Origin of the sequence: Bacillus sp. JJ1533, from assembly GCF_036965045.1 — a bacterium.
Classification (GTDB): domain Bacteria; phylum Bacillota; class Bacilli; order Bacillales; family Bacillaceae_L; genus Ferdinandcohnia.
The window spans coordinates 68,321-84,086 of record NZ_JBALOV010000018.1; the positions used below are offsets into that span (position 1 = coordinate 68,321).

Below are 15,766 nucleotides of genomic sequence, written 5' to 3' on the forward strand. Positions count from 1 at the left end.
GACGCAAAAAAGCGAATCACGACGCAAATATCTTGGAATGGACGCAAATCAAGAAAACCACCCCAATTATTTGGCCTGCGACACAAATCAGCAGGTTCCCGATCAAGATAATGTGCGCCCGAACAGAGATTTTGCGGTTGAGGTGAATTTTACCATTTATGGACGTCGTACTCATGGTGAAAACTATGGATGTAAAGGGGGGTCACACATGAAACGGAAAGTGAAATTTGATGCTGCAAGAAAGAGTAATTTTACACCGAAAGAAAGCATGCCCGACACGGAATTTTCTGCAGAAGCAGATTATGAAAATCCAATGAAGGGTGCAAATCGTAATTCAAAAAAAGGAAACAGTACTGGGGAATAAAAAAAGAGTCAGCGTGTGCTGACTCTGTCTTATGAAATTTTTCGTGAAAATACCTTTGCTTGTCGTACTGTAGGGTCAAAATAAACAAGTAAATACGTATCACGAAGTTTTACTTCACCTGTTTGTTTATAAGTCTCAAGATCAAATGGGATTTTTTCAACAACAGTATGTTTGTACAAATCTTTTTCCTGAAGCTGTAAACTCTTAAACTCCTCACCCAAAGTATCTGGATTCTCCACAATCTCCTGATAAAAGGTTGCACGCTCTTGCTTACTCACGATGTCCTCCCACCATGGTTTACGTGGTTTGTATTTTTGATTTCGTAAATAGTCATACTTCATGATTGCTTCAACAATTGGCAGCTGATCGATTTTCGTGTCTTGAAGAAAATCATAAAGGCGTTTGAATAGATCCTCTAGCTGATGACCAATCCGCGACCAACCACGTTCATCCCAATACGTCCCAAACTCTTGAAAGAAATCAAATGGCGTTTCAAAGCTACGGGTAACCAAATACTCCACTGTTTCATTCATCCTGTGGTCATTCCAATACTTTTCAAGCACGTCCTCAACTTGTTTTATCCGCGTAATATCATCAAAACTCAAGATATTGTTTCCAAGAATCTCATATGGCGAATGATCCATATATTTATAGTCATGTTCAGCAGCCCGAATCCGTACCCCTGTCCCTCGAAGCATTTTTAAAAAGCCAAGCTGTAATTCCTCAGGTCGCATTTCAAAAACATCGTTAAAGGTTTTACGGAAGGAATGATAATCCTCTTCAGGAAGACCGGCAATCAAGTCTAGATGCTGATCGATTTTTCCGCCTTCTTTTACCATCATGACCGTACGCTGAAGCTTTGCGAAATTTTGCTTGCGCTGTACCAATTCGTTTGTGAGGTCATTTGTTGATTGAACACCAATCTCAAAGCGGAACAATCCAGCTGGTGCGTTTTTATTTAAAAAGTCGATGACTTCAGGTCGCATGATGTCTGCGGTAATTTCAAACTGGAAGACTGTACCTGGTCGATGCTCATCAATTAAAAATTGAAACATCTCCATTGCATAGCTTCGGCTGATATTGAAGGTGCGATCCACGAATTTAATGGTTTTTGCACCATGATCCATTAAGAAGCGAATATCGTCTTTGATTTTTTCACGATCAAAATAGCGAACTCCAACCTCGATAGAGGATAAGCAAAACTGACAATTAAACGGACAACCACGGCTTGTCTCAATATAGGTGACACGCTTTGACAAATGAGGCAGATCCTCTTCAAATCGAAATGGGGATGGTAATTCTTTAAGGTTCAATTTATTACGCTGAGGATTGATCTTCAGTCTTTCCTCTTTCCGGAAGCAGACACCACTTATTTCATCAGTACTTTCCCCATCACGAATAGCCGTAAGTAAATCCTTAAACGTTTCTTCACCCTCACCCATGACAATGTAATCAACCTCAGGTATACGTTCTAGCCATTCATGCACATCATAGGTTACCTCAGGACCACCAAGGATGATGACAAGCTCTGGATTTATTTTTTTGAGCATCTTTATAACTTTAATCGTTTCTTCAATATTCCAAATGTAACAGCTGAAGCCAATTACATCAGGCTTTTTTCGGTACAAATCAGTCACGATGTTCATTGCGGGATCTTTAATGGTGTATTCAGCTAGTTTTACATCAAATTCTGGTGCGGCATATGCCTTTAAATACCGAATCGACAGACTTGTATGGATATATTTTGCGTTTAATGTACTTATTACAATGTTCATTCTCTTGCTCCTTATTCATGATTAACCTATATATTTTACCACAGGTGGATAGTTGCACCAAATAACGTAATTTCACGGCAAATTAACAGAATTTATTTCAAAATCCGACAATTTACACTATAATAGGGATTGTGAAAACGATTTATTATCGATACATGTGTAAATAGAGAGAGTTAGGCAAAGGGGGCAGAAATTTGAAGGGGTCAAAAAGGAACAGAGGGGAACAAACGGTACACAAAAAGTCACCATCAAAACTAACATCATGGTGGCATAATTTGAAGATTGGCTATAAATATGGAGTGGCATTTACTTTTACGATTTTCCTATTCTGTATTTCAGCATTCATCATATTTATTCAACTCTTTACGATTAGCAATGAAATGAAAGAAGTGAAAAAAAGCGGTGAACAGTCCATCCTTATTACCGAAATGGCCAGCGTGTTTAACCAATTAGGTAGTGAAATTAGCATTTACATACAAGATAGTAATGGAAAGCATGTGGCTGCCTTTCAAGATTTAAGCAAAGAGTATGACAAGCTTTCAGAGGATGTAAAACCAGCAATGACAACATTTGAACTCCAGCAACTTTATAATAAAGTAGGTGAAAATAAACAACAATTGACCACTTTATTTGATGAAAAAGTATTCCCGGCTGTCATTGCTGCCAATAAACTGAGCTCAATTGAAGCAAATCAGGAAGCCGATAAAATAATTAAAGATACTGTTAGACAATTGGATCAAATAAGGGCGATTATGAAAGGTAGTACAGAACGTGCCGTTTCATCTGCCAATTCGAATGTATCGGGAACGATTGTCGTATTGCTGATCTCAATTGTGGTATCCACTATCATAGCCATATTAAGCCTAGTCATCATCGGTCGTAATATTGGTAAACAGCTAAAAAAATTGGTTATCGTCTCAAATCGTATTGCAGATGGGAATCTAACGGTCGATGAGATACAAGTTAAAGGGCAGGATGAAATCGGGCTGTTGAGCCAATCATTAAATGTTATGAATCACAGTCTTCGTTCAATGATTCATGAAATTTCAAATGTCTCTACCCAAGTGACATCAAAGAGTTCTGAATTAATGATTTCATCAAGCGAAGTAAAGGCAGCTAGCCAGCAAATTGCTTCGACTGTCCAGGAGCTATCAACAGGGGCTGAGGAACAAGCACATTCCTCAACCCAATTAGCAAAAATGATGGAGGAATACACTGGAAAAATACAAACAGCTAACCAAAATGGAAGTCAAATCAATGAGTCATCAAAAAATGTGTTAGAGATGACGAAAAAAGGTTATGAATACATGACCACTTCAACAGAGCAAATGAATAAAATTAACAGTATCATGGAGTATTCCGTGGAAAAGGTAAAAGGGCTCGATGAACAAACGAAGCAAATCTCTACTCTAGTTAAAGTCATCCGAGACATTGCCGATCAAACCAATCTGTTAGCTCTGAATGCTGCAATTGAGGCGGCACGTGCGGGGGAACATGGAAGAGGTTTCGCCGTTGTTGCAGATGAAGTTCGAAAGCTAGCTGAGCAAGTATCTCATTCGGTTAAAGACATCACTGAAATTGTAAATAGCATTCAAAAAGAATCTAATTCTGTTGCTGGTGTCTTGCAAGATGGGTATAGCCAAGTAGAGGCAGGGGCAAAGCAAATTCAAGTGACAGGTCAAACGTTTGAGGCTATTCACGCTGCAGTTACCGACATGGTTGAACGAATCAGGAGCATTTCCGAAAACCTTCATACTATCGCAAACAATACTGTTGAGATGAATATGTCTATCGATAATATTGCAGCCGTTTCCGAGCAATCTGCAGCAGGTATTGAGCAAACTTCTGCTTCCATCCAACAAACAAATAGTTCGATGGAAACCATCTCTGACCATTCCGAACTATTGTCAGATTTAGCAAGCAGATTGAACATCATGATTAGTAAATTCAAACTTTAAATGAACGTGCCAGTTCCCATGATAGGTGCTGGCTCTATTTTTTCCTTAAAAATATACCAAAATGGGATAAGGTTTTGTAAAATAAATGTAAGAGAAGGGAGCGTTGCTCAATGTATAAATATTGTGAAATGCAAACGGATATTTTTGGAACAATTTATATCCTTGCGGGGGAAACAGAATTACTTGATCTCTCATTATCTGATGACGACTGGGCAGAGGCTAATAAAAAATACGATGCAACATATTCACCAGATGATGTGGTTCTTGTTACGATCAAAAGTGAGTTAGAAGAATATTTTAAAGGGGAACGCAAAACTTTCAGCTTTCCAATTAAGTTTAGTGGAACAGTGTTTCAAGAACAAGTATGGAATGAACTATTAAACATTCCTTACGGAGAAACTCGTTGTTATGCAGATATTGCTAATGCGATTGACAACCCGAAGGCCGTTCGGGCAGTTGGACAAGCCAATCGGAAAAATCCAATTCCAATTGTTGTTCCATGTCACCGCGTGATTGGAAAGGACAAATCACTTACTGGATACACAGGCACACGAACGGACTTAAAAGAAAAGTTGTTGGAATTGGAAGGGGTACTTTGACAAGATATTGAAGCTAACGTGATTTATGACTAAATCAGAAAAAAATCCGGTGTGCTCGACACTGGATTTTTTCGTTTTTATACCTTAGCTACTCAATCTACATAGTGAAAACAAGATTTTCTGTAATTTTACAAAAGTCGGCATTTTGTCAATAAATGATTCAATGATAAAAGTGAGGGCGTCGATCTTGGAAAATTGGAATTTGATTTCTGACTTCTTGTACTTTGCTAAGATCAATTTCCCCAATTAGGATTGTGCTTTCAGTACCTGCTTCGGCGATAATCTTCCCCCATGGATCAATAATCATGGAATGACCACCAAACACATTATCAGGATTACTTCCCACACTGTTACAAGCAACCACATAGCATTGGTTTTCAATGGCACGACTTAGAAGTAGAGTGCGCCAATGCTCTAAGCGGGGAAGTGGCCATTCTGCTACCACAAATAGAATTTCTGCGCCACTTGTTGTATGTGCGCGAATCCATTCTGGGAAGCGAATGTCGTAGCATATGACACCGGCGGCCGGTATATTTTCAATCGTGAAATCTCCTTTTGCATTGCCTGCCTGTAAATACAAATGTTCATCCATGAGTTGGAAGAGATGAAGCTTACTATACTCACTAATTATTTCTCCTTCTCGATTAAAGACAAACATCGTATTTGTTACACCTTGCACAGTCTTTTTAGTAATTGAACCTGCTACTATATTTACAGAGTACTGTTTTGCTAAGTCTATGATAAATGCTTTCGTTTCGGAACCATTCTCATCGGCAATTTCATCTAGTCTCGTTAAGTCATATCCGGTTGTCCAGAGTTCTGGCAGGACGATAATATCCGGTTTTTCATGAGTCATTGTTTTTTCGATTTCTTTAGAAATGTGGTCGAAATTTTCTTGCGGTTTTCCGTATTGGATATCATACTGTATACAGGCAATTTTTAAGTTCATTTGAGGCCCTCCTGGTATATGTTGCTTTACAACTAACATATATGATAATAGACTCGTATTTCAAGTATTTTGAAGAAGGTGCAGATATGAAAAATTTTGAACAGTCTGAAGTTCTGCGGCGTTTACCGAAACAGTTTTTCGCTTCACTTGTTACAAATGTAAACAATGTTGTTGCCAAGGGGCATGACGTCATAAATTTGGGTCAGGGAAATCCGGATCAGCCAACGCCTCAACATATTGTAGAAGCCTTAAAACAGGCAGCAGATCAGCCGAAATTTCATAAATATTCTCCGTTTCGGGGGCATTCTTTCTTAAAGAAAGCAGCAGCTGAATTTTATCAACGTGAATATGGTGTTGAACTTGACCCAGAAACAGAGGTCGCAGTGTTATTTGGCGGGAAAGCAGGGTTAGTTGAAATTCCACAATGCCTTTTAAATCCAGGTGATATTGCTTTGGTTCCGGATCCTGGTTACCCGGATTATTGGTCAGGTGTCGAACTTGCTCGGGCGAAAATGGCGTATATGCCACTGAAAGAGGAAAATGCGTTTTTACCTGACTACTCATCAATTGAGTCGGAAAAGCTTGAAAAAGCAAAGGTAATGTTTTTAAATTATCCAAATAACCCAACTGGGGCAGTGGCAACAAAAGAATTCTTTGATGAAACAATCACCTTTGCAAAAGAACATGATATTTGTGTTGTACACGATTTTGCATATGGAGCAATCGGATTTGAAGGAAAAAAACCAATCAGTTTCTTACAATTGGATGGTGCAAAGGATACTGGTATTGAAATTTATACACTCTCAAAGACGTATAACATGGCAGGATGGAGAGTTGGTTTTGCGGTAGGAAATCCGAGCGTAATTGAAGCCCTAAATCTCCTTCAAGACCATATGTATGTCAGCTTGTTTAGTCCGATCCAAGCTGCGGCTGCAGCAGCTCTATCTGAATCACAGAGCTGTGTAGAGGAATTAGTGGGAATCTATGAATCAAGACGTAACGTATTCTTTGGTGCTCTTCAAGAGATTGGGTGGGATGTAAAAGCCCCTGCAGGCTCCTTTTTCGCATGGCTACCAGTGCCAGAAGGCTACACATCTGTAAGCTTTGCAGATCTTTTACTTGAAAAAGCTCATGTTGCGGTCGCATCAGGAATTGGCTTCGGAGAATATGGTGACCGCTATGTCCGAGTTGGCCTATTAACGGACGAGGACAGACTAGTTGAAGCAGCATACCGCATCAAAAAATTGAATGTGTTCAAAAAGAATTTTTGAGTCTAAATATTAAGAATATTCTTTACATAAGAAATTAAATATGTTACATTTTTGTTCATTAGAATACTCTCTTTTTATTACATATAATAAAGATATAAAGGAGTTTTTTCAAAAAACTGTAGGAGTGGAGAAAATGAAAATTCGCTATAATTTCGTCCCAAAACAAGATGTGAAATTTTGTGATGACCAATTTACGGTTCAACAAGCCCTTCAATTTTTAAATGAAACTGGATATCGTTCAGTACCCGTGTTATCAAAAAACGGTACTGCATTTGATGGGTTAATTTATAAAGTTGATATTTTGGAATACTTATATGAAAAAAATGGAGATGCAAATGCGAATATTTCTACACTAGTTGAAAGTAAAGATGCTTTCGTTTATGAGGAAGATTCCTTTTTCAAAACGTTTTTAACGATTCGTCGTTTACCGTTTATAGCGGTTTTGAATGCTGAACAAGAGTTTCAGGGCATTATCACACATGCCAATGTAATGGACGTTCTTGAGGATTCTTTTGGAATGAAAACAGGAGGATACACGTTAACTATCGCAACGATTGAACATAGAGGAGCAATTAAAGAACTTGTTTCTCTGATTCAGGATATTAATATAGACGGTATGCTTACGTTAGATAATGGTGAAAAATATCTCCGCCGGATTATTTTAAATCTTCCTGGTTCACTAGGGGAGGAAAAGATTCAAAGGATTAAACGGAAACTAGAAGAAAAGGAATTCCGCGTCACACATATCGACCGAATTAAATAAGTGAAAGTTTAAGCCTATAGGTGTAATACTTATAGGTTTTTTTGTTACAAAAATGATGTCGATTTCTGTATATTTGGAATGTCGAAAAAGCATGAAATACATGATGGAAGCGATTTCGTACACAATTTTGTAAAATTTTTAAAGAAAAAAATGTCTATTTTTGCGAATCTATTTACATAAATAGTAGATTTTGTAATAATTCATAGAGTAACAACTGTAAGCATGCACCAAAAGTAGTAATGGTTAGCATACGATAGTTGTATGCAACGTTAGAATCTTCTAACGAGTGAATAAAGGAGTGGAAGTTTTGGAAACCAGACGTGTAGATTACAAACAGATACTATTAGAGGAAATTGATAGAAAAAGAGAAGAAATGATCACCATCGCTAATAGTACGGGGTTTACAAGTAATGAAACAATTGAATGCAGTCAAGAACTTGATGAACTTATAAATATCTATCAACGAGCAGAAGCAGCAGAACGAAACCATTCACTTTTTCGTCAGTTTTTAAAAAGAGTTATGTTATTTTTCGCACTTCAAAAAGTCAGCTACAAATCTTAAATATAAACGGACGTCACAAACAATTCATCTAGGTGGGTTGTTTATTTTTTTTGAATGAAAAAAAGGACACCGGGGTGCGTCCTTCTTACTCAAGCTTGATTCCATTCATTTACTTTTTGGTCAGTTGGCAATAAAAAGGCTAAGACCCCGAGCAACGGTAGGAATCCCATCATGATGATGGTCGGTGTCAATCCGATGGCATCAATGATGGAACCAATTGCTACACCACCGATCGCGCCCATACCAAAGGCGAGACCAACGATTAACCCTGACATCATCCCAATTTTACCCGGCATTAATTCCTGTGCATATACAACTGTAACAGAGAAACTGGACAATAGAATGAAACCAATTACTGTCACGAGTCCAATCGCAACATGTGGGCCAACAAACGGCAAGACTAGTGCTAACGGCGATGTCCCCAATAGTGAAACGATAATCACGTTGCGTTTTCCAAACCTATCAGCCAGTGGCCCTCCAAAGAAGGTTCCAAGAGCACCGGTAGCTAAGAATAGGAAAATATAAATCTGTGCTTGCGAAATGCTATATCCATATTTTTCGATGACATAGAACGAGTAGAAATTTGTGATACTCGACATATACCATGTCCGTGCAAATACGAATAAAACAAGTACAACTAATGCTAGTTTAATAGCTTTCATGTTTCGTGGTACGACTGAAACAGCTTTTTTCACTTTCTTTTGAATTTCAATTGTTTTAAGAGTTCGAGCATACCATCTTGCGATATACACAAGTAAACCAACGGCAAGTGCCGCAACGAGTGAAAACCAAATTGCACCAAATTGTCCTAGTGGAACAAGGATTAGAGCGGTAATAACAGGCGCAAGGGCTTGGCCTGAGTTGCCACCAACCTGATAAATGGATTGTGCCAATCCACGTCGATTGCCGGCTGCCATGTAAGCAACGCGGGAGCCCTCAGGATGGAAAACGGCTGAACCAATCCCAATGAAGAGGACTGACAGTATAATCGTGGTAAAGTTAGGTGCAAATGCCAATCCAATGACCCCGAAAAAGGTGGAGGTTAAACCGATTGGTAAAGCAAATGGCATTGGTTTTTTATCGGTATACCACCCAACCACAGGTTGGGCAACAGATGATACAATCTGCAATGCGAAGGAAATTAATCCAAGCTGTGTAAACGATAATCCCATGGAACGTTCTAATATCGGAAACATAGCCGGGATGATAGCCTGGATAGAGTCATTAAGCATATGACAAAATCCGATGATCATTAAAATGCCATAAAGCGTTTTATTCGCATCTGCTTCCGGACGAGTAGCCTGTGTTTTTGCTGCAAGCATTTTCTATTTTCCCCTTTGTTGACTTCCAATTTAAGTAATGATAATCCTTTCCTCTATGAAAAACCTTTTTTCCCTTTTTGTAAAGTGAAAATTCAAAAATGGTCTAGGAAATACAGACAAAATACCACACCTCTTTATTTTCGAGTATCGCTTTACCTTGTTTGAAATTTCTGATAAATTTAATGATAAGGTAGTATTTGCGAAGTGAGGAGGAGGCATAAGATGAAATACAGAAGATTAGGTCGTTCAGGACTAAAAGTAAGTGAAATCAGTTTAGGAAGCTGGTTAACTTTCGGTAAAACCGTAGACGAAAAAATGGCAGCAAAAACTGTTCATAAAGCATATGAACTTGGAATAAATTTTTTTGATTCAGCCAATGTGTATGAGCGTGGAGAAGCAGAGCGAATTTTGGCCAGTGCGTTAAAGGAGTACCCGAGGGAATCCTATTGTATAACAACAAAGGCATTTGGAGCAATGGGAGATGGACCGAACGATAGGGGCTTATCCAGAAAGCATGTCATTGAGCAAGTGCATGCCAGTTTAAAACGCATGGATTTAGATTATGTGGATGTGTTTTATTGTCATCGCTATGACGAGGATACCCCATTGGATGAGACATTACGTGCTATTGACGATTTGGTTCGGCAGGGAAAAATTCTTTATGTAGGTGTAAGTGAGTGGACTGCAGCACAAATTCAGGAAGCAATCGCGATTGCAGATAAATATTTATTAGATCGGATCATCGTCAACCAGCCTGAATACAATATGCTTCATCGTGATATCGAGGATGAAATCATTCCTGTTTGTGAAAAGAATGGGATTTCACAGGTAGTTTATTCTCCGCTAGCACAAGGTGTATTAACGGGGAAGTATAGAGGCGGCTCCATTCCTAGTGGAAGTAGAGGGGCAAACTCCCAAGTGAATTCATGGGTAAAGAACATCATTGACGGAATCGTATCAACAAAGCTAGACCGTCTTGAAGAATTTGCAAATGAGTTAGGGGTTACCCTACCTGAATTAGCCCTTTCTTGGATATTAAGACAGCATAATATTGCAAGCACGCTTGTCGGTGCAACCAATCCAGAACAAATCGAAGCAAATGCCAAAGGCTCTGACCTTGTCCTTGGATTTGAAGAGATTAAGAGAATAGAAGCCATTTTGACCGTGTAAAACCTAAAGGAACAATTAGAAGTCCTAAAGTAGTAAAGAAGAAAAGAAACACACTATTTTTTCGATGATTTTTGTTTATACTACAGAAAGTTCCCCTGGTTGATTGGAGAGGAAGGTACGAGATCCTCGAAAATGTAAACATTTTCTTCGTGCGTTGTAGTTTCGAGGAAGCTTATTCAACGTCCTGCGGGAAAAGCGTGGCCAGGGGAGACCCCGCAGGAGCTACTAATGTTCGAAGCCTAAAATCGCCACGTCCTGTGGAACGGCTTCGTGACCTACATCGTGTAGGCCTGAGGAGGCTCCCGGACCGCCCGCGGAAAGCGAGTACCTCCTCGAAAATGAATTCTCAATTTCTTCGTGCGATGCAAACTCAAGGGAGAATTTGCAAAATGCAGCGGAAATCAACACCACGTCTTAAAAGAACATAAAATATAAAGAACTAGGGACTGTCCTAAAAAGTAACTTACAGTAACTTTTTAGCAGTCCTTTTTTGTGTGGAAAAAGATTACTCCTTGCCGAAAAAATATTGACCAAACAACACTTATTGTATAGGGTTAATACGAAGATAAGGAGGAAAAAACTGTGAATTGGAATGAAGTATATCAAACAGCCAAAGAATGGACATATGAAGCGGGAGAAATCCTTCGGAATGCCACGAAGGAAAGTGTAAATGTAGAATACAAAACTTCTGCTGCAGATTTAGTGACGAACAAGGATAAAGAAATTGAACAATTCTTTATTGACCACATCATGACAGAATACCCAACCCATTTCATTTTAGGAGAAGAAGGACTTGCGAAAGAACAGCAATACAATCCTGAAAGTGAAATTGTCTGGATTGTTGACCCAATTGATGGAACAACTAATTTCGTTCATCAAAAAAGCAATTTTGCTATTTCAATTGGAATATATGAAAAGGGTCAACCACGGATTGGTATCGTGTACGACCCAATTGCAGACGAAATGTTCCATGCGATTGCAGGGCAAGGAGCCTATCTTAACGAAAAGCCATTACCAAAATTAATCGACAAAGAATTAGAGGAAGCAAACATTAGTATTTGCCAATATTGGTTAGTTCCAAATGAAAAGGTAGATCATACGATTTTTACTAAAGTGATTCAAAAAGCAAGAGGTACAAGATATCTTGGCTCAGCTGCTCTTGAAATTGTCTATGTGGCTTGTGGACGATTGGATACCTATTTGGACTTTCGTTTATCGCCATGGGATATTGCGGGAGGTATGGTCATCTTAGAAGAAGTTGGTGGTGTCATGAGAACGTTAGAAAATCAGACCTTCTCGGTATTTTCGCCACACATAACATTATTTTCAAATAATAATGTGTTAAAAGAGATTTTTGATACCATAAACCGTGAAAATAGATAAATCGCGGGTTTTTGTAATGAGATTGTTATTTAATTGTAAAAAATTCTAAATATATGTCGAAATTCGTAATATTTTAATATATAATGAATGTTGTTTACCATTACATCCGATTAGGGGGAAAGAATATGAAAAAGTTTTTAGCTTTGCTAATGGCAATTGGTATGCTTTTTGTAATCGCAGCTTGTGGTTCTGATGACAAGAAGAGCGATGACAATGCAAAAGGCGGAGACGAAGGCAAGACAGAGGAAGTGACTGAATTAACAATGGGATTCATTCCTTCTCAAGAAGCTGATACAATTGCAGACAATGTAAAACCACTAGAAGAATACTTAACTGAACAACTTGGTGTTCCTGTTAAAGCAGAAGTTATGATTGACTTCGTTGGTCTTGTTGAAGGAATGAGAACTGGGAAAGTTGACATTGGCTTCACAAACCCATTTGGTTATGTACAAGCTAAAGAACGTGCGAATGTAGATGTGTTAGTAAAAGCGATTCGTCATGGATCAGATACATACAAAGCACAATACGTGGCTGCTACAGATTCAAAGTTAACTTCTGTTGATGATATTGTTGCGACTGAGGGCTTAACTTGGGCATATGGTGACCCACTTTCAACTTCTGGATTCTTATTCCCAGCTTCTCAATTAATGGAAATGGGTGTTGAGAATCTTGATACTTTCTACAAGCAAGTTGCTGTAGGTGGTCATGACAACGCTGCTCTTGCAGTATTAGATGGATCTGCTGATTTCGCGACAACTTTCACAGATGTTCGTGACAACTTAGAAAAAGATATTCCGGATGTAAAAGAAAAACTAAAAATAATTGGTTACACAGAAGCTATTCCAAATGATGGAGTTTCAGTTCGTAGTGACCTTCCTGAAGATATGAAAGCGAAAATTAAAGAAGCATTTATGTCAATCAATGATAAGCCTGAAGTGTTAAAAGTTATGAATGAAGTATACACATGGGATGGAATTTCGGAAGCAACAGACGAAGAATTTGATGTTGTTCGTGAGGTTTACGAGAAATTTAAAGACCAATTAGGAGAGTAAGAAGGCTCTATTGGTATCACCTAATAAAAAGTATAAGAGAGAGGAGACATCTTCTCTCTTTTTTTAAGAGAATTTTTACTAATCCAGTACAATTTAAATATCATTTAACATTTTTTAGGATGAATGCGATAAGATTTTTGCTGATTCTAATGAATGTAAAGGAGCAAGGTAATGATTGAATTTAAGAATGTTTCTTTAACTTATCCAAATGGACATCAAGGGTTAAAAAATATTAATGTAACCATTAATCCTGGTGAATTTGTGGTTGTAGTTGGTTTATCTGGCGCTGGAAAGTCCACTTTTATCAGAAGTATTAACCAATTGGTTAAGCCTACTGAGGGAGAGTTACTTATAGATGGCAAGAACACATTGAAATATAAGGAAAGAGAACTAAAAAAGTTACGTACGAATATCGGGATGATTTTCCAAAATTATAACCTAGTAAATCGTATGTCCGTTCTTCGCAATGTATTGACTGGCAGACTCGGTCATATTGGAACCTTTAAAAGTTTATTAGGTCTTTTTTCTCAGGAAGATAAAGAGTTGGCAATCGAGAATTTAAAACGTGTAGGTATTGAAGAAAAAGCATATACGCGTGCTGACCAACTGAGTGGTGGACAACAGCAGCGTGTAAGTATCGCAAGAGCCCTGACGCAAAAGCCAAATGTCATTCTAGCTGACGAGCCTGTAGCGAGTCTTGACCCACCAACTTCACATGTTGTCATGAGAGACTTAAAAAGAATTAATCAAGAACTCGGAATTACAACCATCGTTAACCTTCACTTTATTGATATGGCAATGGAATATGCGGATCGCATTATCGGAATGAGAGCAGGAGAAATTGTGTTTGATGGTCCTGCATCCACAGTAAATGAAAAAACATTTGAGCAAATATATGGTCGCCCTATTAAGGATGGAGATATGCGCGGGAGTGTTGAAGAATGAGTAAACAAGTGGACTCCTTGAATAAAAAGATTCCTGTCGTTACGATGCGGGCAAAAGCAACCATTGGAAGCATTTTGGCTGTAATCATTGTTTTATATATTGTTTCAGCTATTTTTACGGAAGCCTATCCAGATGAAATTATCAAAGGGATGCCTATTGTTATTGATTTCATCGTTCAGGATTTATTTCCTCCTAATCTTGGTTACGCCGATACTGTGCTGACAAGCTTAATTGAAACATGGAATATGGCTTTCTTAAGTACAACTCTATCAGCCATTGTCGCATTGCCAATTAGCTTTTTTGCTGCAGCAAATATTAATAAAAATAAAGTTTTTTATAAAGCATTTCGTTTCTTTTTGAATATCTTACGTACGATTCCTGAATTGATTTTGGCTGTGATTTTAGTTGCAATCGTAGGGATCGGGGCATTAGCAGGTGTGTTAGCACTTTTTATCTTTTCAGTTGGAATTCTTGCGAAATTGATTAGTGAAACCATTGAAGCGATTGATCCGAATCCATTAGAGGCCATTCGTGCAACAGGTGGCAATATCGTTCAAGTCATTTGGTACGGTGTATTACCGCAAATAATGCCACATTTTACATCTTATTCATTATATGTATTAGAAATTAATGTTCGTGCATCTGTTGTTTTAGGATTTGTAGGTGCTGGCGGTATTGGCTTAATCCTAAAAAAACAATTAGCGATGTTTAATTTTGACAATGTATCAACAATTGTCATCATGACTTTTATAGCGGTTACGATTATTGACTTTATTAGTAACCGAGTAAGGGAGCGATTGATGTAATGAAACAAGGAGTAGATTTATTAAAACCGCCAGCTAAAAAAGGACGATGGAAAATCGTCGCTATATCATTTGTCTTAATCTATCTATATTATATTGCATTTACAATGACTGATTTAAGTTATCGTGGTTCCGTCTTAAGTCCACTGACAATCTTTAAGAGACTTTTCTGGGATCCTTTCTTTATGCCAGAGATTCATGCGAAAATTCCTGAATATGCCTATTACATGTTAGAATCAATTCTGATTGCCTATGCAGGTACACTCATTGCAGCTGTATTAGCCATTCCATTCGGCTTTATTGCAGCGAGAAATATTTCAAAGGTCTCAACCATCGGAAAATGGATCTTAAATGGAATCCGTGCCTTCCCTGAAATTATGCTTGCGATTATTTTTGTTGCAGCTGTTGGTATCGGTCCTTATGCAGGTGTTCTGGCAGTGGGAATCCACTCCATTGGAATGCTTGGAAAGCTGTATTCAGAAGTAGTCGAATCGATTGATATGAAAGTACTAGAGGCATTAAAAGCAAATGGTGCCAACCGAATTCAAGTGATTTGGTTTGGGGTTATTCCACAAATCATCCCACAGTTTTCAAACTATGCAATGTATCGTTTTGAAGTCGATGTACGTGCGTCAACAATCCTGGGGATTGTCGGAGCAGGAGGTATTGGTGCACCTTTACTTATTGCGTCCATGCAACGGAACTGGGAGCAAGTGGGGATGATGCTCATCATCATTATTGTGGTTGTTACCATCATAGATGCGATAAGTGGAAAAATTCGCAGTAAAATCGTATAACTTATCAAGACGGAGCACTTCTTTTAAATGGAAGTGCTTTTTTTGTAAAAGAT

15 protein-coding genes and 1 pseudogene are annotated in these 15,766 nt (G+C 38.3%); 13 read left to right on the plus strand and 3 right to left on the minus strand.

Translation table 11 applies throughout. The features are described 5' to 3' along the window. The coding region (locus V7138_RS09185) for a hypothetical protein (protein WP_335396437.1) at positions 1-364 on the plus strand (364 nt) is incomplete at its 5' end. A gap of 29 nt (positions 365-393) precedes the next feature. Here the strand turns inward: V7138_RS09185 and V7138_RS09190 are convergent. Continuing rightward, a complete protein-coding gene (locus V7138_RS09190; protein ID WP_335396277.1) occupies positions 394-2,139 on the minus strand; it encodes a B12-binding domain-containing radical SAM protein in 1,746 nt (581 codons plus the stop codon). 752 nt (positions 2,140-2,891) lie between these two features. Here V7138_RS09190 and V7138_RS25285 point away from each other — a divergent pair. The 3 genes and pseudogenes from V7138_RS25285 to V7138_RS09200 all read left to right on the plus strand — a co-directional run. Continuing rightward, positions 2,892-3,155: pseudogene (locus tag V7138_RS25285) on the plus strand (HAMP domain-containing protein); the annotation flags it as partial. Positions 3,156-3,227: 72 nt separating this feature from the next. Beyond that, positions 3,228-4,097, plus strand: coding sequence for a methyl-accepting chemotaxis protein (locus V7138_RS25290; RefSeq protein ID WP_438824334.1), 870 nt, complete (start codon positions 3,228-3,230; stop codon positions 4,095-4,097). Between the two features lie 110 nt (positions 4,098-4,207). Then, the gene (locus V7138_RS09200; protein ID WP_335396280.1) at positions 4,208-4,696 is read left to right on the plus strand and encodes a methylated-DNA--[protein]-cysteine S-methyltransferase; all 489 of its coding nucleotides are present in this window, start codon (positions 4,208-4,210) and stop codon (positions 4,694-4,696) included. A gap of 160 nt (positions 4,697-4,856) precedes the next feature. On the opposite strand, the gene V7138_RS09205 is transcribed toward V7138_RS09200, so the two are convergent. Beyond that, complete coding sequence (locus V7138_RS09205) at positions 4,857-5,645, minus strand: carbon-nitrogen family hydrolase (RefSeq protein ID WP_335396281.1); 789 nt, start codon at positions 5,643-5,645, stop codon at positions 4,857-4,859. Between the two features lie 86 nt (positions 5,646-5,731). On the opposite strand from V7138_RS09205, the gene V7138_RS09210 reads away from it, so the two are divergent. The 3 genes from V7138_RS09210 (at position 5,732) to V7138_RS09220 (ending at position 8,241) form a co-directional block, all read left to right on the plus strand. Beyond that, positions 5,732-6,916 carry a pyridoxal phosphate-dependent aminotransferase gene (locus tag V7138_RS09210; RefSeq protein WP_335396283.1) on the plus strand — a complete coding sequence of 395 codons (1,185 nt, stop codon included), beginning with the start codon at positions 5,732-5,734 and terminating at the stop codon, positions 6,914-6,916. A 133-nt stretch (positions 6,917-7,049) separates the two neighbouring features. Next, positions 7,050-7,679 carry a cyclic di-AMP binding protein CbpA gene (gene cbpA, locus V7138_RS09215; protein ID WP_335396284.1) on the plus strand — a complete coding sequence of 210 codons (630 nt, stop codon included), beginning with the start codon at positions 7,050-7,052 and terminating at the stop codon, positions 7,677-7,679. 307 nt (positions 7,680-7,986) lie between these two features. Then, positions 7,987-8,241, plus strand: coding sequence for an aspartyl-phosphate phosphatase Spo0E family protein (locus V7138_RS09220; RefSeq protein ID WP_335396285.1), 255 nt, complete (start codon positions 7,987-7,989; stop codon positions 8,239-8,241). 89 nt (positions 8,242-8,330) lie between these two features. Here the strand turns inward: V7138_RS09220 and V7138_RS09225 are convergent, their stop codons facing one another. Continuing rightward, a complete protein-coding gene (locus V7138_RS09225) occupies positions 8,331-9,563 on the minus strand; it encodes an MFS transporter (protein ID WP_335396287.1) in 1,233 nt (410 codons plus the stop codon). Between the two features lie 222 nt (positions 9,564-9,785). Between V7138_RS09225 and V7138_RS09230 the strand changes: the two genes are divergently transcribed. The 6 genes from V7138_RS09230 to phnE (V7138_RS09255) all read left to right on the plus strand — a co-directional run bounded on the left by V7138_RS09230 (position 9,786) and on the right by phnE (V7138_RS09255) (position 15,713). Beyond that, positions 9,786-10,733 carry an aldo/keto reductase family protein gene (locus tag V7138_RS09230; protein WP_335396289.1) on the plus strand — a complete coding sequence of 316 codons (948 nt, stop codon included), beginning with the start codon at positions 9,786-9,788 and terminating at the stop codon, positions 10,731-10,733. 582 nt (positions 10,734-11,315) lie between these two features. Then, positions 11,316-12,116, plus strand: a complete 801-nt coding sequence (locus V7138_RS09235) for an inositol monophosphatase family protein (protein WP_335396291.1) — start codon at positions 11,316-11,318, stop codon at positions 12,114-12,116. 125 nt (positions 12,117-12,241) lie between these two features. Continuing rightward, entirely contained in the window at positions 12,242-13,168 is a 927-nt protein-coding gene (gene phnD, locus V7138_RS09240; RefSeq protein WP_335396292.1) for a phosphate/phosphite/phosphonate ABC transporter substrate-binding protein, read from the plus strand. 171 nt (positions 13,169-13,339) lie between these two features. After that, entirely contained in the window at positions 13,340-14,113 is a 774-nt protein-coding gene (gene phnC / locus V7138_RS09245) for a phosphonate ABC transporter ATP-binding protein (protein ID WP_335396293.1), read from the plus strand. After that, positions 14,110-14,919 (plus strand): phosphonate ABC transporter, permease protein PhnE, encoded by an 810-nt coding sequence (gene phnE / locus V7138_RS09250; protein ID WP_335396295.1) that lies wholly within the window; start codon positions 14,110-14,112, stop codon positions 14,917-14,919. The genes phnC and phnE (V7138_RS09250) overlap by 4 nt, the downstream gene beginning before the upstream one ends. After that, on the plus strand, positions 14,919-15,713 hold the full coding sequence (phnE, locus tag V7138_RS09255) for a phosphonate ABC transporter, permease protein PhnE (protein WP_335396297.1): 795 nt from the start codon (positions 14,919-14,921) through the stop codon (positions 15,711-15,713). The genes phnE (V7138_RS09250) and phnE (V7138_RS09255) overlap by 1 nt, the downstream gene beginning before the upstream one ends. The last annotated feature ends 53 nt before the right edge of the window (positions 15,714-15,766 follow it).